24 protein-coding genes are annotated in these 19913 nt (G+C 67.9%); 12 read left to right on the top strand and 12 right to left on the bottom strand.

All coding sequences use genetic code 11. The features are described from left to right. Positions 1-14: 14 nt before the first annotated feature. Positions 15-854: an arylamine N-acetyltransferase family protein gene (locus AC5P74_RS01830; protein ID WP_495204768.1), complete on the top strand. Its 840-nt coding sequence runs from the start codon at positions 15-17 to the stop codon at positions 852-854. A gap of 272 nt (positions 855-1126) precedes the next feature. Continuing rightward, positions 1127-1843: an ABC transporter substrate-binding protein gene (locus AC5P74_RS01825; RefSeq protein WP_138952304.1), complete on the top strand. Its 717-nt coding sequence runs from the start codon at positions 1127-1129 to the stop codon at positions 1841-1843. Here AC5P74_RS01825 and AC5P74_RS01820 read toward each other — a convergent pair. Beyond that, entirely contained in the window at positions 1827-2738 is a 912-nt protein-coding gene (locus tag AC5P74_RS01820; protein ID WP_329842916.1) for a LysR substrate-binding domain-containing protein, read from the bottom strand. The two genes, AC5P74_RS01825 and AC5P74_RS01820, sit on opposite strands and share 17 nt — an antisense overlap. A gap of 98 nt (positions 2739-2836) precedes the next feature. On the opposite strand from AC5P74_RS01820, the gene AC5P74_RS01815 reads away from it, so the two are divergent. Then, positions 2837-2980 (top strand): hypothetical protein, encoded by a 144-nt coding sequence (locus tag AC5P74_RS01815; protein WP_005419683.1) that lies wholly within the window; start codon positions 2837-2839, stop codon positions 2978-2980. 7 nt (positions 2981-2987) lie between these two features. Here AC5P74_RS01815 and AC5P74_RS01810 read toward each other — a convergent pair whose 3' ends face one another. After that, the gene (locus AC5P74_RS01810) at positions 2988-3554 is read right to left on the bottom strand and encodes a GIY-YIG nuclease family protein (RefSeq protein WP_171957593.1); all 567 of its coding nucleotides are present in this window, start codon (positions 3552-3554) and stop codon (positions 2988-2990) included. Positions 3555-3687: 133 nt separating this feature from the next. On the opposite strand from AC5P74_RS01810, the gene AC5P74_RS01805 reads away from it, so the two are divergent. Further along, positions 3688-4470: a D-alanyl-D-alanine carboxypeptidase family protein gene (locus tag AC5P74_RS01805; protein WP_206619957.1), complete on the top strand. Its 783-nt coding sequence runs from the start codon at positions 3688-3690 to the stop codon at positions 4468-4470. Positions 4471-4483: 13 nt separating this feature from the next. Here AC5P74_RS01805 and AC5P74_RS01800 read toward each other — a convergent pair whose 3' ends face one another. Continuing rightward, positions 4484-5077 carry a TetR/AcrR family transcriptional regulator gene (locus AC5P74_RS01800; protein ID WP_346607358.1) on the bottom strand — a complete coding sequence of 198 codons (594 nt, stop codon included), beginning with the start codon at positions 5075-5077 and terminating at the stop codon, positions 4484-4486. A gap of 16 nt (positions 5078-5093) precedes the next feature. Beyond that, positions 5094-5690 (bottom strand): NAD(P)H-dependent oxidoreductase, encoded by a 597-nt coding sequence (locus tag AC5P74_RS01795; RefSeq protein WP_053498260.1) that lies wholly within the window; start codon positions 5688-5690, stop codon positions 5094-5096. 125 nt (positions 5691-5815) lie between these two features. Between AC5P74_RS01795 and AC5P74_RS01790 the strand changes: the two genes are divergently transcribed. Continuing rightward, positions 5816-6343: a hypothetical protein gene (locus AC5P74_RS01790; RefSeq protein ID WP_346607357.1), complete on the top strand. Its 528-nt coding sequence runs from the start codon at positions 5816-5818 to the stop codon at positions 6341-6343. 33 nt (positions 6344-6376) lie between these two features. Here AC5P74_RS01790 and AC5P74_RS01785 read toward each other — a convergent pair whose 3' ends face one another. After that, positions 6377-7204, bottom strand: coding sequence for an isocitrate lyase/PEP mutase family protein (locus tag AC5P74_RS01785; protein ID WP_346607356.1), 828 nt, complete (start codon positions 7202-7204; stop codon positions 6377-6379). A 165-nt stretch (positions 7205-7369) separates the two neighbouring features. Between AC5P74_RS01785 and AC5P74_RS01780 the strand changes: the two genes are divergently transcribed. The 4 genes from AC5P74_RS01780 (at position 7370) to accC (ending at position 10810) form a co-directional block, all read left to right on the top strand. After that, positions 7370-8098 (top strand): DOPA 4,5-dioxygenase family protein, encoded by a 729-nt coding sequence (locus AC5P74_RS01780; protein WP_053498265.1) that lies wholly within the window; start codon positions 7370-7372, stop codon positions 8096-8098. Positions 8099-8449: 351 nt separating this feature from the next. Next, positions 8450-8893, top strand: a complete 444-nt coding sequence (aroQ, locus tag AC5P74_RS01775; protein WP_053498267.1) for a type II 3-dehydroquinate dehydratase — start codon at positions 8450-8452, stop codon at positions 8891-8893. Between the two features lie 59 nt (positions 8894-8952). Beyond that, positions 8953-9432 carry an acetyl-CoA carboxylase biotin carboxyl carrier protein gene (gene accB, locus AC5P74_RS01770; protein ID WP_019660824.1) on the top strand — a complete coding sequence of 160 codons (480 nt, stop codon included), beginning with the start codon at positions 8953-8955 and terminating at the stop codon, positions 9430-9432. A 10-nt stretch (positions 9433-9442) separates the two neighbouring features. Then, positions 9443-10810: an acetyl-CoA carboxylase biotin carboxylase subunit gene (gene accC, locus AC5P74_RS01765; protein ID WP_005419697.1), complete on the top strand. Its 1368-nt coding sequence runs from the start codon at positions 9443-9445 to the stop codon at positions 10808-10810. Between the two features lie 119 nt (positions 10811-10929). On the opposite strand, the gene AC5P74_RS01760 is transcribed toward accC, so the two are convergent. Together AC5P74_RS01760 and AC5P74_RS01755 are read right to left on the bottom strand one after the other, a co-directional pair. Then, complete coding sequence (locus AC5P74_RS01760; RefSeq protein ID WP_053498269.1) at positions 10930-11319, bottom strand: hypothetical protein; 390 nt, start codon at positions 11317-11319, stop codon at positions 10930-10932. Beyond that, positions 11316-12281 (bottom strand): hypothetical protein, encoded by a 966-nt coding sequence (locus tag AC5P74_RS01755; protein ID WP_070489372.1) that lies wholly within the window; start codon positions 12279-12281, stop codon positions 11316-11318. The genes AC5P74_RS01760 and AC5P74_RS01755 overlap by 4 nt, the downstream gene beginning before the upstream one ends. A gap of 164 nt (positions 12282-12445) precedes the next feature. Between AC5P74_RS01755 and prmA the strand changes: the two genes are divergently transcribed. The 3 genes from prmA (at position 12446) to fis (ending at position 14567) form a co-directional block, all read left to right on the top strand. Beyond that, a complete protein-coding gene (prmA, locus tag AC5P74_RS01750; protein WP_070489376.1) occupies positions 12446-13366 on the top strand; it encodes a 50S ribosomal protein L11 methyltransferase in 921 nt (306 codons plus the stop codon). Positions 13367-13408: 42 nt separating this feature from the next. After that, positions 13409-14176 carry a DUF3426 domain-containing protein gene (locus AC5P74_RS01745; RefSeq protein ID WP_070489370.1) on the top strand — a complete coding sequence of 256 codons (768 nt, stop codon included), beginning with the start codon at positions 13409-13411 and terminating at the stop codon, positions 14174-14176. A 115-nt stretch (positions 14177-14291) separates the two neighbouring features. Next, entirely contained in the window at positions 14292-14567 is a 276-nt protein-coding gene (gene fis / locus AC5P74_RS01740; protein WP_005419706.1) for a DNA-binding transcriptional regulator Fis, read from the top strand. Positions 14568-14751: 184 nt separating this feature from the next. On the opposite strand, the gene AC5P74_RS01735 is transcribed toward fis, so the two are convergent. Genes AC5P74_RS01735 through AC5P74_RS01715 form a run of 5 tightly spaced genes read right to left on the bottom strand, consistent with a single transcriptional unit; the run spans position 14752 to position 19900 of the window. Continuing rightward, positions 14752-15747, bottom strand: a complete 996-nt coding sequence (locus AC5P74_RS01735; RefSeq protein WP_346607958.1) for a phosphatidate cytidylyltransferase — start codon at positions 15745-15747, stop codon at positions 14752-14754. Then, a complete protein-coding gene (locus AC5P74_RS01730) occupies positions 15744-16373 on the bottom strand; it encodes a lysophospholipid acyltransferase family protein (protein WP_206619949.1) in 630 nt (209 codons plus the stop codon). Before AC5P74_RS01730 ends, AC5P74_RS01735 begins: the two co-directional genes overlap by 4 nt. A gap of 13 nt (positions 16374-16386) precedes the next feature. After that, entirely contained in the window at positions 16387-16824 is a 438-nt protein-coding gene (locus AC5P74_RS01725; RefSeq protein ID WP_206619948.1) for a hypothetical protein, read from the bottom strand. Continuing rightward, a complete protein-coding gene (locus AC5P74_RS01720) occupies positions 16821-18149 on the bottom strand; it encodes a phosphatase PAP2/dual specificity phosphatase family protein (RefSeq protein ID WP_346607957.1) in 1329 nt (442 codons plus the stop codon). Before AC5P74_RS01720 ends, AC5P74_RS01725 begins: the two co-directional genes overlap by 4 nt. Further along, entirely contained in the window at positions 18149-19900 is a 1752-nt protein-coding gene (locus tag AC5P74_RS01715; protein ID WP_346607956.1) for a bifunctional alpha/beta hydrolase/class I SAM-dependent methyltransferase, read from the bottom strand. The genes AC5P74_RS01720 and AC5P74_RS01715 overlap by 1 nt, the downstream gene beginning before the upstream one ends. Between the last annotated feature and the right edge of the window lie 13 nt (positions 19901-19913).

The following is a 19913-nucleotide window of genomic DNA, read 5'->3' as shown; positions in this document are numbered from 1 at the left end:
CGCCCGGTGCCGCCATGACGACGCTCGATGTCCCCCGCTACCTGCAGCGCCTGCAGCTGGATGCCCCGCCACCGCTGACGCTGGCCGGCCTGACCCTGCTGCAGCAGCGCCACAACGCAGTGCTGCCGTTCGAGACCCTCAGCTGCCTGCTGCGCGATGCGGTACCGATCGACCTGGACAGCGTGCAGCGCAAGCTGCTCGACGACCGTCGTGGCGGCTACTGCTTCGAACTCAACGGCGGCCTGCTGGCGCTGCTGCAGGCGCTGGGCTTCGATGCACAGCCATTGAGCGCGCGCGTGCTGCTGGCTGCCCAGGACGGCGAACTGACCGCACGGACCCACCTGCTGCTGCGCGTGCAGGTGGACGGCGATGACTGGCTGGTGGATGCCGGTTTCGGCAGCCTGACCCCGACCGTGCCGCTGCGGCTGCATGATCCGCAGCCGCAGGCCACGCCGCACGAACGCTATCTGCTGCAGCGGCTGCCAGGCGAGGGGGATTTCGTGCTGTCCGCCGAATCCGCTGACGGCTGGCGGGCGATGTACCGTTTCGACCTGCACGTGCCGGCACCGATCGACAACGTGGTGGGCAACTGGTACGTGTGCACCCATCCCGACTCCAGCTTCCCTGGCCAGCTGCGCGCGTCGCTGACCGGGCCGGACTGGCGACGCACCATCGGCAGCGGCAACTACACCGAGTACCGCCCCGGCCAGGCACCGGACAAGCGTCCGCTGCATGATGTGGGGGATGTGCGTGACGTGCTGCAACGGCGCTTCGGCATGCAGCTACCGGACGACCCTCGACTGGACCCGGCCATCAATGGCTGGCTGCAGCGCTCACGCGCCGCGACCTTGTAGCGCCGAGCCCATGCTCGGCTGAGCTTGGGCGGCGGGGCCAACAACAGCCGAGCGTGGGCTCGGCTCTACAGAGCTGCGTGCGCCTGCAACGCAATGCGGTTGCCTTCACTGTCGCAGATCTCGGCCACGCGCCAGGCTCACCTCCAAGTCCATACCGACACCTGCGGCCTCGTCGGCAAACGGAAGGTAGGCCATCCTGCAGTCGTGCAGCATGACACCCCTTGCAGGGCAGTGCTGGCATGCTGGCTGCCCCTTTCCTCGCGGAGTCCTGCATGTCCCTGGCCGAACACCAAAGTGCACTGGCACCGCAGGGTTTCCTGCGCGTGGCGATCAACCTGGGCAACCCGGTGCTGGCGCAGGGCGATGCGCACTCACCGCGCGGACCGTCGGTGGAGCTGGCCACGACATTGGCGCAGCGCCTGGGTGTGCAGGCACGCTTCACCTGTCACGATGCCGCAGCCTCGGTGGTCGCTGCGGCAGGCGAAGACGGCTGGGATCTGGCCTTCCTGGCCATCGATCCGGCACGCGCCGACCGCATCGCCTTCAGTGCTCCGTACGTGGAGATCGAAGGCACCTATCTGGTGCGCGAGGACAGTCCCGCGCAGCAGGTGACCGACCTCGACCGCGAGGGGCTGCGCATCGCGGTGGGCCGCGGTGCAGCCTACGACCTGTTTCTCAGCCGCGAACTGCGCCACGCCACGATCGAACGGGCCGAGACGTCGGCGGCTGCGATCACCCTGTTCGATCTGCAGCGCCTGGATGCCGCCGCCGGCGTGCGCCAGCCGCTGCAAGCATGGGCGCGGGCGCATCCCGGCCACCGCGTGCTGGCCGACCGTTTCACCGCGATCCAGCAGGCGGTGGCGGCGCCGGCATCGCGCCCCGCCGACGCGCTGCAGGCGCTGTTCAAGGAAGTGCAGGCGATCAAGGCCGGCTCGCTGCTGGAGGAGGCGTTCGCGCGTGGCGGGCAGGCGGTCACGCTGGTGCGATGAGTGTAGCGTCCGCCGTGTGCCGCACGTGTTCGGCAGCCTGCGCGTGCAGCCAGTCGCGGAAGGCAAGAAAGCCGCGGTGGCGGGCCGAACGCTGCGGGTAGACCAGCCAATGCGGCCAGGCGGTTTTCAGGCGCAGGTTGGACAGCGCAACCAGTTGGCCGGAATCCAGCAACAAGCGCGCCCGCGTCACCCGCCCCAGCGCCACGCCCACCCCGTCAAGCGCCGCACGGTGGTGTGCCTCCGAATCATCCAGCACCGCTACGAAGCGCGACGGCGGGGTCTGCCCGCTCAACGCGAACCAGGCCCCCCACGCACCATCGGGGTCCCCCAGCAGTGGCCACTGGTTCAGTGGCACCCGGTCGATCCCTCCCATGCGTTCGATCAGCGCCGGGCTCGCCATCGGCAGCAGCCACTCGTCGAACAGCGGCTCAACCACCAGGCCCGGCCACTGCCCGCTGCCCAGCCGCAGCGCGGCGTCGAACTGGCGCTGGCGCTCGAAATCAATCAGGCGCTCACTCGACTGCAGGTTGATCTCGATCTGTGGGTGCTCAGCCACGAAGTGACCCAAGCGCGGCACCAGCCACGCCGACGCCATCGACGGCACCGCACTGATCGTCAGCACGTGCTCGGCGCGGGCCGCATAGGGCTGGAAAGCTTCGTTGATCGCATCCAGATGCGGGCCGACCTGGTCGAGCAGGCGCTGCCCCTCCAGGGTGAGGGCGACGCCACGCGGTTGGCGGACCAGCAGTGGCTGCCCGAGCCGCTCTTCCAGCTGGCGCATCTGATGGCTGAGCGCACTGACGGTCAGATTCATCGACGCCGCTGCCCGTGACAGGTTGCCCAGCCGCGCGGCGGCCACGAATCCCTGCAGGGCATGAAGGGGCGGACGGGACATCAGGCTTGAATTCCTCTCAAGGCATGCTTGCGGAAATGTCGCTTTTTGCGCTTCCATGCTGCCCGTATCGTGCAATCCACTCAAGTGGAGGCACGCTCATGAACATCTTCGGCAGCCTGTTGTTCCTGCACGGCCATGTGGCCAACGCCGAGCTGGCACGCCAGCTGGCCAGCCCGTCCACCGCCTCCCCTGCGTGCGCGGCGCAACCGGCCGCGCCGGTTCAGCAGCCGGGGACCCGTTGAACGCGGCTCAACCTGTGTACCAGCGTTGGACGTATTCAGGCAGACAGGGCATTGGATCGATATCCAGTGCCCGGCAACCGTCGAGCGTGTCACGCAGCACGCCCTCACCGGGGCCACCGGGAATCCGCAGGCCTTCTTCTTCCGGAAGCTGCACCACAGCCCAGTCGTGCAGCCGGTCCATGCGCAGGCGTAGCGCCGCCTGCAGCCATGCCTTCAGCGGGTAACAGCGATAGCCTTGTTCACCCAACGCAGCAATTGCGAGCGACAAGGCCTGGTTGGCACCACGTACCCATTCAGTACGACCCCCAGCCTTGTGCTGGATCGTCATCGGTGCCGGTGCGCGGTGCGCCTTGAACGGCGAACGCAGCTGCAGCTCCAGATCACGTGCATCGCGCTCGCCCTCCGCTTCCACCAGCGCACCGGCATCGAGGTCGAAGAACTCGAACCATCGCCGATGCAATGCGCTGATGCGTCCGAGCGGATCACGTGAAAAGCCGATCTTCGCGTAGTCCTCCCACGCACACGGGAAGACGTAGGTGAAGACACGACCGTCGATGCGGATATCCGATTGCATGTGCGCAGGCTGCCTCGACCCCAGCCCGGGCGCAACCGGGCGTTGCCGTGGACGCTGCAGCGCTCCGGCAGTGCGGCTTCGTGCAGCCGGCAAGAACTATTCTTGCTGACCGTCGCTGCGATCTCCGCCCGCCATGCCGTCTGCTGCGCCCGCCCCCCTACCGATTTCGTCCATCACCCTGGAAGCGGCAACCTCCGCGGTGATCCACCAGCACAACGCTGAAGCCGCGCGGCAACCGGCATCGCTGACCAAGCTGATGACCGCCTATGCCGCTTATGCGTGCGTCGAAGAGAACGGACGCTCGTGGGACGACCCGGTCACCATCGCCGCCGACGATGTGCACGCCGTGGCCGATGATGAAACGCGCATGGGCCTGGTGCCCGGCGAGACAATCACTCTGGCACGCCTGCTGGAAGGGTTGATGGTGGTTTCCGGCAATGACGCTGCATTGGCGATCGCGCGTCACCTGGACGGATCGCAGGCCGCATTCCTGGAACGCATGAACCGGCACGCACGCCAGCTCGGGCTGCGCAGCACCTGGTTTGCCAGCGTGTCCGGCATCACCACACCGCACCATGTCTCCAGCGCGCGCGACATGGCGGTGCTGGCCGCCCGCCTGTTGAACGACCATCCGCAGATCCTGGCGATCACCGCGCAGCGCGCGTTCGCCCATGGCAGCTTCAACCGCAGCAACCAGAACGCCCTGCTCGGCGAAGACGGCGTGGACGGCTTGAAGACCGGCTACACCCAGGCCGCAGGCTTCTGCCTGGCCGCCACCGCGTGCCGGCCAGTACCCGGGCGGGACCAGCCGGTACGGCTGATCACCGTGGTGCTGGGCTCTGCAAGCCGCGACGCGCGCGACGTACTGGTGCGCGACCAGCTGGCCGCGGGATTCGCCGCCCTGGCCGGCGGCTGACCGCTCGTGCGGCTCAGCGCCGCTTGACCGTCGCCACGATCAGCCGCTGCAGCTCGGCCACGGCACCGGCCTTGTCCAGCGCGCCGGCAGCCACGCCCTCTGAAAGGGCTTCAGCCACACCGAGAATGGCCCAGCGCCCCGCCAGCGACACCGTGCCGTCGGCGGCGAACGGGCCCAGCCAGACCTGGCAGTTGTCGATGAAATCCTGCTGGTAGCGCCGTCGCACCTCATGCAGTTCCGGCGCCCCCACCAGCGCGGCGAGGATGCCTTGCACTTCACTGCCCTGGCTGAGGACGCAGTCGATGTAGCCGGAGGCGATGGCCGCCGCCCGATCGACCAGTTGCGCCCGGGCGCGGCCGATGCGCTCGTGGAAGACCACGGTCTGGCGTCCGTCATAGTCATCGTAGAGCGCCGCCAGCAAGCCATTGCGGGTCACGAAGTGATCGTAGGCCACAGGCTTGGTCACGCCCGCCGCCTCGGCCAGCCGCCCCAGCGTCAACGCTCCGGTACCTTCTCCGCGGACCAGTGCCCAGGCCACATCCAGCAACTGGCGGGTGCGTTGCTCCCGGGTCATTCGGCGGCGCGTGGGGGTGGCGTTGGCGGGCATCGGCGGAGCACGGCGATCAGCGCATTGGAACACCAATTTTACGGCCGATCGCCAGCGCGGTCTGCAGATGCGCGTCAGCGGCACCGGTATCGGCGTCCAGCAGCAGGTGGGACGACAGCACGCGTGCGCCGCAATAGTCGAAGATGCCCATGTCGATCTGCGTCCTCATTGCCGCGTCGTAGCCACGACGTTCGACCATGGCTGCGTCGGCGCCGCCCAAGCCGACCAGATGCACATTCAGGCGCTGCAGCTTCTTCACCAGCCTGCCCTGCGCATCCTGTGCGTAGGCCCAGTCGTTGGTGAACACACGGTCGATCCAGCCTTTCAGCAGCGCCGGGAACGACCACCAGTACAACGGGAACACCAGCACCAGGGTATCGGTGGCATCCAGCCGCGCGTGCTCGGCAGCGACATCGGCGGGTACCGCGCCGGTGCTGCGGAACAAGGCCTGGTCCTGCGGGTTGAAGCGCGGATCGAAGCCTTCAGCCATCAGGTCGGCATAGGCCACGGTGTTGCCGGTGTCGGCCGCGGCAATGGCATCACCGATGCGACGCGCCATCGCGTGGGTCAGCGAACCGGGCTCAGGGTGGGCGATGACAATGAGGCTGTGCATGGGGATCTCCAGGAATCAATACCTACCAATGGTAAGTAGCGATTCCGGGGAAACCAGCGCCACCGATGGGACGCTGTTTTCGCGTCCAACGTATAGTGCAGCGATGCCCTGTGGGACACCCGGACATGGATCGACGCCTGCCCCTGACGATACTGACGCTGCTGCTGTCGCTGCCATCCGCCTTCGCGGGTGAGCTCAGTCCCAGTGACGCGAAGGCCCTGCGCGATGATGTGCGCGCCCTGATGACTGCCTACGCCCGCGGCGATGCGGACTTCCTCATCGAGCGTACGCATCCCAGCCTCAAACGGCTGGCCGGCGGCGATGAGGCCTTCCAGGCGATCACCCGCGATGCGCTGAAGAAGCAGCACAGCGGCGGCGTGGTGGTCATCAGCGAAGACGTCGGTGTGCCGACCCGGACCTATGCGGCGGGGGAGGAAGAAGTCTGCTTCGTGCCACGCCAATCCCTGGTACGGGTGCGTGAAACCCCGATGCGCAGCACCACGTTCATGGTGGCCGTGCGCCGCATTGGCGGTTCCGGGTGGACGTATCTGGATGGCACGGGGCTGCAGGACAATCCACGCCTGCTTCGCCAACTGCTGCCAGCGCTGGAACCCGGCGTGATCCTGCCCAAGCGGGAGATCGAGGCGTTGTAGTCGCCGGCCCTTCCCGCCATGCAGGGCGCGGGGCTACTGGAACAACGCGTTCAAGGCAGCCCCGGACGCCGCCTGCTGCAGGCCATCGAAGCGTCCGTCCTGCACGATCGGCTGGGTCGCCTGCATCAATCCAGCCCACGCGGCACGCGCCAGCGCACCGCCCAGGCTGACCCGGCGAACGCCAAGTGCGGCGATGTCCTGCAGGCTCAGTGCTGTGGGTCCAGCGACCAGCAGGTTCACCGGCTTCGAGCCCGCGGCGGCGACCACCGCACTGATCTGCTCGCGCGTACTGATGCCCGGTGCGTACAGCACGTCGGCTCCGGCCTCGGCATAGGCACGCAGGCGCCGCAGGGTGTCCTGCAGATCCGGTACGCCCACGAAGAAGTTCTCCGCTCGCCCGACCAGCAGCACGTCGCCGCCCGCGCGGTCGATGGCCGCACGCGCCGCGCGCAGTCGCTCGACCGCCTGCTCGATGGGCCTCAGTGGTGCATCGGCCAGGCCGCTGGCGTCCTCGATCGACAACGCCGCAATGCCGGTAGCGAGCGCCGCGGCCACCGCCTCCTCCACCGCCTGTGGCGTAGCGCCGAAACCATCACCGAAGTCGGCATTCAACGGCAACGGGGTCGCCGCCGCCATCAGTCGCAGGTGCTCCAGCGTGGCCTGCAGCGATACCGCGCCGTCCGGCCGCCCCTCACTCCAGGCGCAGCCGGCACTGGTGGTGGCCAGGGCCTGAAAGCCCTGCCGCTGCAGATAGCGCGCACCGCCGACGTCCCACGGATTGGGCAGCACGAAGCATCCTGCTGCATGCAACTGGCGGAAGCTGGCGCGCTTGCGCAGGGTGTCGGCATCAGGCGAGGCCATGGCGGGCTCCGGGGCGGTAGACCTGCACCCTAGCCCGCCGTTCGGTCGCGCTCAAGGCGACGAAGGCAGCCGTGCATGAAGTGATGCCGGCTGCTTATTGGACGCCCCCGGCAGCCCTGCCCGAGCGTGGACGCCTGCCCCCACAATGCCGCCACGGAGCACCTCATGCACCCGGACCCGCAGCCCCTCACCGACGCAGGCGACGATGACGCCCACTGGGCCGACCTGCTTTCGCCCACCCGCCGGCGCCTGATCGCGTCGGCCGGCCTGGCCGCCGGTGGCCTGGCCAGCGCGTCCACCGCCACCGCCGCCGCGCGCGTCGGCAGCGCCGTGAACACCACCGAACCCGGGCGACCTGGCTTCCGCGCCATCGTTCCGCCAGCGCCCAAGGGCCGCAGCCCCTGGGGCCAGGCCACGGCCAGCGAACCGACCCCGCGCCCGGCCAGCGTGCGCCCCGGCGAGGCCACGTTGCCCACCGCCCCGCGCGCCTACACCGACATCAAGAGCTACCACGCCCATATCTATTTCGATGAGGACAGCTTCGAGAAGGCAGCCCTGCTGCGGCGCTGGGCCGCCGAGCGCTTCCCGGTGGAGCTGGGCAACTGGAACCTGGAGCCGCGCGGCCCGCACGTCACGCCCTCTTTCTACTTCGGCTTCACCAACGACCTGCTGCCGGTGCTGGTGCCCTGGCTGCAGCTCAACAGCCTGGGGCTGACCATCCTGATCCACCCCAATACCGGCGACGGTCGCGCCGATCACCTGTATTACGCCTTGTGGGTGAACCGCGCGCAGCCGGTGAACGCCTACAACTGGCCGGCGCCACAACCGGGGGAACAGGAGCCGTTGGAGGAGGTATTCCCGAACGTGGTGCCAACGGTGCCGCTGGAAACCTGAGCGGATGTCCGATTGGGGCGCTGGGGGTGTGCAGCGCACCTTGGGCAGCCCACTCGGTGGCTGCGTAGCTTGCTGCGCACCGCACTTCCTTCATCCACGCATGGCGTGGATCTACCGCATCATGGGCCGTTGCGGCATCGCCCCTCGCCCGGCCCTGCCGTGATCGTCGGCCTATGTGCTCGCATCCACCGCCTGCACGACGTTCAGCGCGCCTTGATCCAGCGCCCGCCGTACGGCGACAAGCCCTGCAGCCAATTTCAAACGGACGATTGAAACGCTGCAAACTTCGCCGAACTGGACAGCATCCGCCGGTTCCGCCAGACTGCCGCCCTTTCCCGTCTTCCGGATCCCATGGCGAAGCTGCTGGTCCTGCACGGCCCCAACCTCAACCTGCTCGGCACCCGCGAGCCGGAGGTGTACGGCCACACCACGCTGGCCGACATCGACCAGGCCCTGGCCGCGCAGGCATCCGCTGCCGGGCACGCCGTGGAGAGCCTGCAGTCCAACGCCGAGCATGTGCTGGTCGACCGCGTGCAGGCTGTGCGCAACGACGGAACCGCTTTCATCCTGATCAACCCCGCCGCCTTCACCCACACCTCGGTGGCCCTGCGCGATGCGCTGGCAGCGGTGGCGGTGCCGTTCATCGAGATCCATCTGTCCAACCCGCATACCCGCGAACCCTTCCGCCAGCACAGCTACTTCAGTGACAAGGCGGTGGGCGTGGTGTGCGGCTTCGGTGCCGACAGCTACCGCTACGCGATGGACGCGGCGCTGCTGCGCGTATCCGCCACCTGATTGTCGACCCGGGCGCCCACGGCGCTCTCCTCACCTAGATAGAAACCAAAGAGGCCCTCATGGATCTGCGCAAAATCAAGAAACTGATCGACCTGCTGGAAGAGTCGAACCTGGCTGAAATCGAAATCAAGGAAGGCGAAGAGTCGGTGCGCCTGTCGCGCGCTCCGGTCGCTGGTTATGCCGCGCCGGTCGCAGCTCCGGTGTACGCCGCCCCGGCGGCGCCGGCGGCGCAGGCGATGCCGATGCAGTCGCCGACCGAAGCCTCCACCGGCGGCACCGCCAAGCCGGGCCCGGCGCTGCCGGAAGGCCATGTGCTGCGCTCGCCGATGGTCGGCACGTTCTATGCCTCGTCCGCCCCGGACAAGCCGGCCTTCGTCACCGTGGGCCAGCAGGTCAAGGAAGGCGAAACCCTGGCCATCATCGAAGCGATGAAGATGTTCAACCCGATCGAAGCCGACACGTCCGGCACCATCGTCGCCATCCTCGGCGAGAACGGCCAGCCGGTGGAGTTCGACCAGCCGCTGTTCGTGATCGGCTGAGGGGCGCGCCATGCTCGACAAAGTCGTCATCGCCAACCGAGGGGAGATCGCGCTGCGCATCCTGCGCGCGTGCCATACCCTCGGCATCCGCACGGTGGCCGTGCACTCCACGGTCGACCGCAACCTCAAGCACGTGGCCATGGCCGACGAGTCGGTCTGCATCGGTCCGGCGCCGTCGCCGCAGAGCTACCTCAACATCCCGGCACTGATCGCCGCTGCTGAAGTCACCGACGCCCAGGCCATCCACCCGGGCTACGGCTTCCTGTCGGAGAACGCCGACTTCGCCGAGCGCGTGGAAGAGTCGGGCTTCATCTTCATCGGCCCCAAGGCTGACACCATCCGCATGATGGGTGACAAGGTCGAAGCCATCCGCGCGATGAAGGCCGCCGGCGTGCCGTGCGTGCCCGGTTCGGGCGGCCCGCTGGGCGATGACATCGTCGCCAACACCAAGATCGCCCGTGAGATCGGTTATCCGGTCATCATCAAGGCGGCCGGCGGTGGTGGTGGCCGTGGCATGCGCGTCGTGCACGCCGAAGCCTCGCTGAAGACCTCGATCGAAACCACCAAGAGCGAGGCCAAGGCCGCGTTCGGCAATGGCGAGGTCTACATGGAGAAGTTCCTGGAGAACCCGCGCCACGTGGAGATCCAGGTGCTGGCCGACGGCCAGGGCAACGCCATCCACCTCGGCGAACGCGATTGCTCGATGCAGCGCCGCCACCAGAAGGTGGTGGAAGAAGCACCGGCACCGGGCATCACCGCCGAACAGCGCGAGCAGATCGGCAAGGTGTGCACCGAAGCCTGCATCCGCATCGGCTACCGCGGCGCGGGCACGTTCGAGTTCCTGTACGAGGACGGCCGCTTCTACTTCATCGAAATGAACACCCGCATCCAGGTGGAACATCCGGTCACCGAAATGGTCACCGGCATCGACCTGGTGGCCGAGCAGCTGAAGATCGCCGCTGGCCAGAAGCTGTCGATCAAGCAGAGCGACGTGGTACTGACCGGCCATGCCATCGAGTGCCGCATCAACGCCGAAGATGCTGAGACCTTCGTGCCGAGCCCGGGCACCATCACCGGCTTCCATCCGCCGGGCGGCCCCGGCGTGCGCGTGGATACCCACATCTACAGTGGCTATCGCGTGCCGTCCAACTACGACTCGATGATCGGCAAGCTGATCGTGCACGGCCCGGACCGCGAAACCGCCATCGCCCGCATGCGGGTGGCGCTGAGCGAGATGGTGGTCGATGGCATCAAGACCAACATCGCCCTGCAGCAGCGGATCATGCGCGACAAGGGTTTCCAGGCCGGTGGACAGAACATCCACTATCTGGAAAAGCGCCTTGCCGAGCGCAAGAACAAGCCGATCGCGCTGACCTGATCGTCACCCGATGCTGGACATGGAAAGGGCGGGGATATCCCCGCCCTTTTCTGTTTTCCTTCCGGCAGCGCCGAGCCGTTCCCGGCTTGCGGGCGAGTGCAGCCGAGCATGGCTCGGCTCTACTGATGCGGCCTCAGCGCGCGTCCGCCGCCGTCGGCCGGAATCTGCGAATTGGCCAGCGGCCGCACGCCATTGGGCGAGGTCGGATCGACGATCACCATGGTCTCGGTCGAGCCATCCGGCCACACTACCTGGAAGGTGCTGCCAGCCGGCAGTGAAGCGAACGGCATGCCCGTCTGCGCGCGATAGACCGCAGCGACCTGGCTGGCGCCGGCGCGGCGCACGTCTTCCTGCGCCTTCACCGTGGTCAGTTCCACCTTCGACAGATGCCGGTACCGATCCTCGTAGGTATCGATCATCAGCAGGCCGACCGCACCGGCAGAGTAGGCCACGAACAGCGCCACCCAGAACCAGAACTTGGCCCCATGCAGGAATCGACGGTAATTCATCGCCCGTCCCTCTTTCCAATCAATCGCTTGATCCATTCCTTCATTTTCCCAGCACCTTGCCGCGATACCGCAGCGTCATACACGAAATCCCGGAAATCCTGCGCTCCATCCTGCGAACAGATCCCTCCGTTCGCACAAAAACTGTTGACCAGCACGCTGTCCGCTCCACACGGTAGACCGAGTTCGCAGGCCGCAAGCCGCCATGCAAGCTCACTGAGCTGTTCGCCCGCCACCAGGCCGTCGAGTGCGCTGTCACCGGCGGCACGCACGCCCATGCCCGGCGCGATCGCCATATAGGCCTCCGGGTCACGCGAAGTACGCACGCGCTCGACCAGGTCGCGGCGGTACTCGGCACTGTCATGCAACGGCTCACCCTCGGCGAACAACGATGCTTCTGCGGCCAGGTTGCCCTGCGCGGCCGCCTTGCGGCGTTCGGCCAGCACCAGCGCAGCGCCCAGCTTGTCGCCCGGAACGAAGCCGCCACACCGCTGCGCCACGCGCTCGCGGGCCTCGATCATCGCCGGCGCCGCGATCAGGCCCAACCCGCTCAACACGTTGTTGTCCAGGCGGTAACCACCCGGATCGAGTGCGTACTGCGCGCAATAGTCATACACGCGGCTGAGCATCCAGCGCGCTTCATGGTTACCTGTATCGGCCTGCACGCGCAGTCGCTGGGCGTAGGCGTACAGATCGCTGGCATCTTCGATGTCAGCGCGGAGGTCCAGCGGCAGGCCCGACGGCAGCGTGTTGCCGCGCTCGACGGTGGCCAGCCGGCGCGCCAGGGCTTCCGGCACCACCGGCAACGCCGCTCCGCTGTCGCGGCTGGCCACGACGGTCGGCAGGTCCGGCGACGGTGATGCCACGCCCGCCGCATGGCCGCTGGCCCGGTACCCGGCCACGCCCAGCACGGCCACCGCCGGCAGCACGAGCAACCAGGTTTTCAGGGTCGGGGCGAAGGCCATCGGCGGCGGTGAGCGTTCACGGCGCACAGGAAAGTGCCGAGTTTAGCAAGGCCCGGCAGGCCTGTCTGAACTGCCCCCGTTCATCTCAGGGCGGCATCTCAGGCAATACGGAGACGCCCCGATGGTCTAGCATGGCCCCCTTTCCCGTGATTGCCCCCACCGCCATGCCGTTCCTGGAACTGACCCTGCGCTGCACCGAAGCCACCCAGCCCCGCTATGAAAATGCGCTGGAGGACGTCGGCGCACTGGCCGTGACCCTGCTCGATGCCGAAGCCGACACCAGCAACGAACAGGCCATCCTCGAACCCGGCGTGGGTGAAACGCCGCTGTGGGACACCCTGGTGCTGAGCGCACTGTTCCCCGCCGACAGCAATGCGCTGTTGCTGCTGGCCGCGCTGGAATCATTCGATCCGGAACTGGACTGGAGCAACGGCAGCTTCCGCGCCGTCGAGGATGAAGACTGGGAACGCGCCTGGCTGGACCAGTTCCAGCCGATGGATTTCGGCAGCCGTACCTGGATCGTGCCGTGGAACCATGAACTGCCGGACGCCGCGCAGGCCGCCGATGCCGCCGTGGTGCGGCTGGACCCGGGCCTGGCCTTCGGCTCGGGCACCCACCCGACCACCGCCCTGTGCCTGCGCTGGCTGGACCAGCTGGCCGTGGACGGCCAGTTGCAGGGCCAGCGCGTGCTCGACTTCGGCTGCGGCTCGGGCATCCTCGCCCTGGCCGCGCTGAAGCTCGGTGCCGCCGAAGCGATCGGCGTGGACAACGATCCACAGGCACTGGTCGCCACCGCCGACAATGCCGAGCGCAACGGCGAGCAGGCGCGCATGCACGTGTACCTGCCGCAGGACGAACCGGTCGCCACCTACCCGATCGTGGTCGCCAACATCCTTGCCTCGGCACTGGACGCGTTGGCCGAGCTGCTGGCCGCGCGCGTTGCCGTCGGGGGCCGCATCGCCCTGTCGGGCATCCTGCAGGGCCAGGAAGGCGAACTGCTGCAGCGCTACGCCGCGTGGTTCGACGACCTGCATGCGACCCAGGATGGCGACTGGATGCGCATCACCGGCATACGCCGCGCCTGATCGTGATTGAATGACCGCTGGATCCGAGCCCGCACCCTGAGCATGTCCGAGCCGAACCCGCCGCGCCGCCCGTTGGCCACCTTCCTGCGCCCCGCGTCGGAAGGCGAGGCTGCACCTGCGACCGATTCACGCACGCCCGACCCGGCGATGGATGACATCCCGCCAGCCCAAGCCCGCGCCCCCCTCGAAGCGGCGTTGCCACCGATGGCGGAAACGCGACAGTGCGATGACATCGTCAACCCCGACGAAGCGGCCGTGATCGAACCCGTCCTTGCCGCTCCGGTCCCGCAGGCCGTGGCCGGAGATGCACCCAGTTTCCTGGGCACCTCGCGGCCACGCGCACTGCCGACGCCACGCTGGCACTGGGGGCTGGTCGCCGGACTGGCACTGCTGCTGGTCCTGCAGAGTGTTCTGGCCGATCGTGCGCGACTGGCCGCCGACGCCGGCAACCGCGCCTGGCTGGGCGCACTGTGCGGCGTATTGCGCTGCAGCCTGCCGGCCTGGCATGAACCCACCGCGTTCACCATGACCAGCCGCGAGATCCGCCCCGTGCCGGGCCAGGCCGGCGTACTGCAGGTGCAGGCCAGCATCCGCAACGATGCGCGCTGGGCACAGGCCTGGCCGGATCTGCGCCTGTCGCTGTCCGATGCCGATGGCCGGGTGATCGGCAGCGGCGTGTTCGCACCGGCGCAGTACCTCGGCGAGAACCCCGGCGCGGCCGTGCTGGAACCTGGCCAGAGTGCACGCATTGCGTTCCGCGTGCAGGAACCCGCCGCATCCACCGTCGCATTCACCTTCGACTTCCTCTGAGCAGGATAGAGGCGACCAGCCGTGGCAGGTCGGGCACGCTCGCGCTAGACTGGCCGCCACCACCTCGTCCGGCCGCGCGCTCCGCGCGCACGGGCCAACCGAATCGGGAACCCCCTTGAACGCTGTCCTCTCTCGTCCTGACAACAGTCGTGGCGCTCCCCGGCCACCGCTGCGTGAACACGTCGCCCAGTCCGTGCGCCGCTACCTGCGTGACCTTGATGGCTGCGACGCGGACGATGTCTACGAGATCGTGCTGCGCGAGATGGAAATCCCGCTGTTCGTGGAAGTGCTCAACCACTGCGAAGGCAACCAGAGCCGCGCCGCGGCGATGCTGGGCATCCACCGCGCCACCCTGCGCAAGAAGCTGAAGGAATACGGCATCAGCGCGTAAGCGCGCGTGGGTAGTGCCGGCCGCTGGCCGGCAACCCCATGAACGATGGCAGGAAGTTGCAGTTGCCGGCCAGCGGCCGGCACTACCGGTGGATCCACGCCATGCGTGGATGGAAGCCCGGCAGAATCATCCGCCTCCGCCCGTCAGTAGATCCACGCCATGCGTGGATGAAGGCCCGGTAGGATCACCCGCCCCCGCCCGCCTTCCAGTAATACCGCACCACATGGAAGAACACGGGCGCGGCGAAGCACACCGAATCCAGCCGGTCGAGCATGCCGCCATGGCCCTCGATCATGTGGCCCCAGTCCTTGATGCCACGGTCGCGCTTGATCGCCGACATCACCAGCCCTCCCCAGAACCCCATCAGGTTGATCAGCAGCGACAGGCCGAACGCCTGCAGCGGCGTGAACGGGGTGATCCACCACAGTGCCGCACCCAGCGCACTGGCACTCAGCACGCCGCCCACGAAGCCCTCCACCGTCTTCGACGGCGACAGCTTCGGCGCCACCAGGTGCCTGCCCAGCAGCTTGCCCCAGATGTACTGCAGCACGTCCGAGGACTGCACCACGATCACCAGGAAGGCGAACAGCAGCACGTTGCGCGACGGGTCATGGCCAGGCACGTGCAGGTTCAGCAGCAGCGGCACGTGCGAGATGCAGAACACGCAGATCATCAGCCCCCACTGCACCTTCGCGGTGCGCTCCAGGTAGTGCGTGGTATCACCACCGATGGTCGACAGGATCGGCAGGAACAGGAATGCGTAGACCGGAATCAGCAGCGTGTACATGCCGTACCAGTCGATCCACACCAGGTAGTACTGCCACGGCAGCACGATGTAGAACGCGGCCAGCAGCGCGTAGTAGTCGCCCGAGCGGGTCGGTGCCAGAGTGATGAACTCGCGCAGCGCGAACAGCGAGATGATCGCAAACAGTACGATCACCCCGGCGCGACCGAAGAACAGCGCCAGCCCGACCACGATCGCCATCACCCACCAGGCGCGGATGCGCGACACTAGGTTGGCGATCACTGCACTGGGCTGCCCACGCTGCCGCCAGCGCAGGGTCTCGGCCACCAGCGTGGCCAGCACCAGCACCGCGCCGACGCCGGCAAACAGCAGACCGGTCTGCTGGCCCACGCTGCGCGCGGCCAGGTTACCGGACACGTCCATCAGATAGCTCATGCGCGCCCTCCATTCGGCGCCAGGTCCAGCAGCGCCTGCCGGCTGCGGGCCAGGAATGCAGCCTTGTCCTCGTCGGCCTGCAGCCGCAGCGGCGCGCCGAACGTAGCCGTGCACAGCAGCGGCAGCGGCAGGAACCGGCCCTTCGGCATCACCCGCTTCAGGTTATCGATCCACACCGGCACGAACTCCAGCTCCGGCCGTTGCCGCGCCAGGTGGTAGATGCCGCTCTTGAACGGCAGCAGCGGCTCATCACCCACATTGCGCGTGCCTTCCGGGAACAGGATCAGCGAGCACTCTTCGTCGACCGCATCGCGCAGCACCTGCAACGGGTCCTGCTGGCGATGCCCGGCCTCACGCTCTACCAGTACACCGTTGAACACCGCATCGATCAGGTAGCGGCGCAGGCCGTCGCGCTGCCAGTATTCGGCGGCGGCCACCGGGCGTACCTGTCGCCGCAGCGCGGGCGGCATCGACGACCAGATCAGCACGAAGTCGCCATGGCTGGCGTGGTTGCCGTAGTACACGCGGCGCTCGCTGGACGGCGCACAGCCGATCCACAGCGCACGGGCGCCCGTCACCACGTGGATCGCGCCGCTGCAGGCGCGTGCAATCAGTTCGGCGAACATCGGTCCCTCCCGTTCACGTCTGCGGCCACACTACGGCCAGTACCAGTAGTGCGGCCTGCACTGCCGTCAGCAGGTACTGGCGCAGCAGCAGCCGGCGCATGCCGTCCCAACGCACGTCCCAGCCGCGCAGCGGCGCATCGGCCGGTGTGCGGCGCAGGCCACTGTCCTGCAGCAACTGGTCGGTACGGCGTGCAGCGGCTTCGCCTTCCAGGCCTTCATCGCGCAACAGCTGCAGCAGGCTCGCGTCCAGCCCGACCCGCCATGCATGGTAGGCCTGCACGAGCCCAGCGCCCACACTGAGCAGCAACAGCCCGGCGGCGATCATCGCCAACCCCGCTTCGATGCCCAGCAGCAGCAGCGCCACCAGCAGCAGCCCCAGCGACAGCAGCGCGGGCCAGCGTCCCTGGCGCAGCAGCAGTTGCATGGTCGCCAGATCGGGAACGGCACTCATGCGCGCACTCCATCCGCTGCGGTGATGGCTTGCAGATGCTCCGGGCCCAGCACGATGCCGGGGCGTGCCGCACGCACGATAGCGACCGCCGCTCCGACTTCCGCGGCACGGCCCGTGCGCAGCAGCCACGTCGCCACGCTGGCGGCACTGCGCGAATAGCCCAGTGCACAGCACACCAGCAGCGGCCCCTGCGGCCGCAGACGCTCGATGGCCTCGGCGGCCTCGCGCAGCTGCTCCGGCGTGGGCACCACCAGGTCCAGCATCGGCACGCTGCCATACGCCGCACCCGGCGCGCAGCAGGACAGCTCGGCGCAGGCATCGACCACGCCCGCCAAAGGTGCCGGCAATACCGTGCAGGGAATCCGGCCCAGCCACACGCCGTCCAGCACCGGCACCGGCTGCGGCGCACGCCGTGTCCACAGCCGCGAGTTGACCCAGGCGGCGCCCAGGTACGGTGCCAGCAGCCAGCGTGCCGCCATGGTCAGGCGACCCTCGGCGCGCTTCTGGAACACCGCCGTGCCCAGCCCGGCATACGCCAGCGCCACCAGCATCAGCGACACCACCGGCCACAGCAGCCACAACGCCGTACCCCGCAGCAGGACCACCGGCACCAGCAGCACGGCGGCCGCCAGCAGGTACAGCGCAGCCAATCGCCACCGCTTGGCATGCCGCGCGATGCGCCAGGCCCGCAGCGGTGGCGTGCCCTGCTCCGGCCACAGCCACACGCACAGCCAGCCGGCCAGCAGCCCGGTCGGGAAATCGATGAAATGATGCTGGAACGTGGTCAACACCGAGACGCCGATCAGCAGCGCCCACACATGCAGTACCCAGCGCCAGGCACCGTGCAGGTACTGCGCGAACTTCACCCACAGCACGATCAGCAGCACGATGTGCAGCGATGGCGCCTGGTTGAACGGCTTGTCGAAACCCAGCAGCACATCGAACAGCCAACCGAACACGCCGCCGATCTCCGGCCGCTCGAAACTGAAGCGCAGCGGCCACAGCAGGAAGCAGCTCACGGCGATCAGCTGTGCACTGAACAGCCGCAATGCGTGCCGGTCCAGTTCGAGGCGCTGCCGGCACAGGAAGAACGAGACCGCGTAGAACAGGTCGATCGACCAGTACGGCACGATCGTCCATGGCACGAACGGAATCTGCGTTTCCCAGCCGAACGCCATCACCGGCAGTTCGGCGTGGCGGCCGGCCATCCAGTTGGCGAAGCCGTAGCTGGCAAAGAAGAACGGGCCCAGCAGGGCCAGCCACAGCAGCGCGCGCCGCCAGGGGCGCCCCGCCGTGGCAAGCGGAGTTGCAGCCAGCGTCGCCATCACGCGGTCCGGCGTGCCAGCGACACAGTGAAGATGCCGAAGTCATCGATGCGCTGCGCCACTTTCTCGAACCCGGCCAGGCGCACCAGTTCATCCATTTCCTGCTGGGTGCGGCGGCGCATCACCCAAGCAGCGCCACCACGATGACTGGTCAGCGCGCGGGCGATGAACTCCAGCTGCGGGTGCCAGGGCTGGCCGGTGTAGGCCAGGTAGCCACCCATCGGCACCGTTGCGGCGATGCCCTGCAGCGAGCGCAGCACGGCGTCGTTGTCGGGGAACAGTTCGTACAGGCCCGATACCACCGCCAGCGTCGGCGCCGGATCGACCTGCGCCAGCTGCACCGGATCGAACGCATCGCCCTGTTCGAAACGGGCGATGTCGGACGCACCGAGGCGCTCGATCAACGCCTGGCCCTGGGTCACGTTCAGACCGCTGAAGTCGCGCAGCACGATGCGCTCGGCGCGTTGCTCGCCCTGGCCCAGCGCTTCCAGTACATAACGGCCATGGCCAGCGGCCACGTCCAGCACGCGCACCGGCATGCCCTGCCCGCGCAGGCGTTGGGCGGCATCGCGCAGCAGTTCCTGCAGGTGCCGACCGCGAATGCGGATGCCGCGCCAGCCGATCGCATCCAGGTAGTTGCGGTCGACCAGGCGCCCCAACGGGCCCTTGCCACGTGCTTCGTCGCGATAGATGTAGTCCAGCGTGCTGCCCGAATCGAAACCGGTCTGCAGGCCCAGTGCAATGCCTTCGGACAGTCTGCCGCCAAAGCGCAGGCCACCGCGCACCACGCGCCAGCGCAGGTCGGCCAGGCTGTTGCGCTCGGGCGGCCAGGCCAGGATTTCAGACTCCTCAAATGTCGGCCCATGGCGGTGCGCATCGCGCCGCGACAACTCGCGCAACGGTTCGGCGAATCGCGCCTGGATGAAGCTGCGGATACGTGCCAGTGCCGGTGCCCGATCACGCTCGCCCAGCGTGTCGTGGAAGAAGCCCGGCAGATGCACGCGCTCCTTGATCGGGCTGGACAGGCGCTCGTAGAAGCGGTCCTGCGGGCCACGGTGCACGACGAAGTCCGAGCCGGACACCAGCAACTGCACCGGCACGCTGATGGCCTGCGCATCGGCGACGATGCGATCGGCCGCCTCATACAGGCCCAGCAACACGCGCACCGAGATCGGCCGGGTGATCAGCGGATCGGTGCGGTAGCTTTCCACCCGCGCCGGATCGTGGGTCAGCCATTGCGGCTTGACGTAGCTGTTGACGAAGAAGTTGCCGCGCAGCTTCTGCATCAATGCCAGGCCCGGGCGTGCGAACGGCACGTACAGCTTCACCTTGAACGCCGGCGAAGCCATCACCAGCGCGCGCAGGCGCGGCGCGTAGTCGTGCACCCAGGTGGCGGCGACCACGGCACCCACGCTCTGCGCGATCAACACGATGTCTTCCACCGCGATGCCATGCTCGGCGCCGATGTGGGCGATGAAGCTGTCCAGGTCGCGCACCAGCGCCGGAAAGCCCGGTGCATCGCCACGCGCGCCCGGCGAACGGCCATTGCCGCGCGCATCCCAGGCGAAGAAGGCGGTGTCAGGCAGGTCCAGCTCATCGACCAGATGGGTAACGCGCCCGGAGTGCTCGTGCCCGCGGTGCAGCAGCACGATGGCCCGGGTGGCCGGGGTGGCGGTGGTGCCCGCCCAGTACCGGTAGAACAGCGGTACCTGGTCGAAGCTGTGGAATTCCCGTTCCTGCGCCTGACGCATGCAATCTCCTGAT

It is taken from the genome of Stenotrophomonas sp. YJH_SMC_94-11 (assembly GCF_059370435.1).
This window is presented reverse-complemented; position numbering and strand designations above follow the sequence as displayed.

What these genes read in the sequence shown, in the direction of transcription:
- AC5P74_RS01830 (WP_495204768.1), top strand. Translation starts at nt 15, where the DNA reads ATGACGACGCTCGATGTCCCCCGCTACCTGCAGCGCCTGCAGCTGGAT.
- AC5P74_RS01825 (WP_138952304.1), top strand. Translation starts at nt 1,127, where the DNA reads ATGTCCCTGGCCGAACACCAAAGTGCACTGGCACCGCAGGGTTTCCTG.
- AC5P74_RS01820 (WP_329842916.1), bottom strand. Translation starts at nt 2,738, where the DNA reads ATGTCCCGTCCGCCCCTTCATGCCCTGCAGGGATTCGTGGCCGCCGCG.
- AC5P74_RS01815 (WP_005419683.1), top strand. Translation starts at nt 2,837, where the DNA reads ATGAACATCTTCGGCAGCCTGTTGTTCCTGCACGGCCATGTGGCCAAC.
- AC5P74_RS01810 (WP_171957593.1), bottom strand. Translation starts at nt 3,554, where the DNA reads ATGCAATCGGATATCCGCATCGACGGTCGTGTCTTCACCTACGTCTTC.
- AC5P74_RS01805 (WP_206619957.1), top strand. Translation starts at nt 3,688, where the DNA reads ATGCCGTCTGCTGCGCCCGCCCCCCTACCGATTTCGTCCATCACCCTG.
- AC5P74_RS01800 (WP_346607358.1), bottom strand. Translation starts at nt 5,077, where the DNA reads ATGCCCGCCAACGCCACCCCCACGCGCCGCCGAATGACCCGGGAGCAA.
- AC5P74_RS01795 (WP_053498260.1), bottom strand. Translation starts at nt 5,690, where the DNA reads ATGCACAGCCTCATTGTCATCGCCCACCCTGAGCCCGGTTCGCTGACC.
- AC5P74_RS01790 (WP_346607357.1), top strand. Translation starts at nt 5,816, where the DNA reads ATGGATCGACGCCTGCCCCTGACGATACTGACGCTGCTGCTGTCGCTG.
- AC5P74_RS01785 (WP_346607356.1), bottom strand. Translation starts at nt 7,204, where the DNA reads ATGGCCTCGCCTGATGCCGACACCCTGCGCAAGCGCGCCAGCTTCCGC.
- AC5P74_RS01780 (WP_053498265.1), top strand. Translation starts at nt 7,370, where the DNA reads ATGCACCCGGACCCGCAGCCCCTCACCGACGCAGGCGACGATGACGCC.
- aroQ (WP_053498267.1), top strand. Translation starts at nt 8,450, where the DNA reads ATGGCGAAGCTGCTGGTCCTGCACGGCCCCAACCTCAACCTGCTCGGC.
- accB (WP_019660824.1), top strand. Translation starts at nt 8,953, where the DNA reads ATGGATCTGCGCAAAATCAAGAAACTGATCGACCTGCTGGAAGAGTCG.
- accC (WP_005419697.1), top strand. Translation starts at nt 9,443, where the DNA reads ATGCTCGACAAAGTCGTCATCGCCAACCGAGGGGAGATCGCGCTGCGC.
- AC5P74_RS01760 (WP_053498269.1), bottom strand. Translation starts at nt 11,319, where the DNA reads ATGAATTACCGTCGATTCCTGCATGGGGCCAAGTTCTGGTTCTGGGTG.
- AC5P74_RS01755 (WP_070489372.1), bottom strand. Translation starts at nt 12,281, where the DNA reads ATGGCCTTCGCCCCGACCCTGAAAACCTGGTTGCTCGTGCTGCCGGCG.
- prmA (WP_070489376.1), top strand. Translation starts at nt 12,446, where the DNA reads ATGCCGTTCCTGGAACTGACCCTGCGCTGCACCGAAGCCACCCAGCCC.
- AC5P74_RS01745 (WP_070489370.1), top strand. Translation starts at nt 13,409, where the DNA reads ATGTCCGAGCCGAACCCGCCGCGCCGCCCGTTGGCCACCTTCCTGCGC.
- AC5P74_RS01735 (WP_346607958.1), bottom strand. Translation starts at nt 15,747, where the DNA reads ATGAGCTATCTGATGGACGTGTCCGGTAACCTGGCCGCGCGCAGCGTG.
- AC5P74_RS01730 (WP_206619949.1), bottom strand. Translation starts at nt 16,373, where the DNA reads ATGTTCGCCGAACTGATTGCACGCGCCTGCAGCGGCGCGATCCACGTG.
- AC5P74_RS01725 (WP_206619948.1), bottom strand. Translation starts at nt 16,824, where the DNA reads ATGAGTGCCGTTCCCGATCTGGCGACCATGCAACTGCTGCTGCGCCAG.
- AC5P74_RS01720 (WP_346607957.1), bottom strand. Translation starts at nt 18,149, where the DNA reads ATGGCGACGCTGGCTGCAACTCCGCTTGCCACGGCGGGGCGCCCCTGG.
- AC5P74_RS01715 (WP_346607956.1), bottom strand. Translation starts at nt 19,900, where the DNA reads ATGCGTCAGGCGCAGGAACGGGAATTCCACAGCTTCGACCAGGTACCG.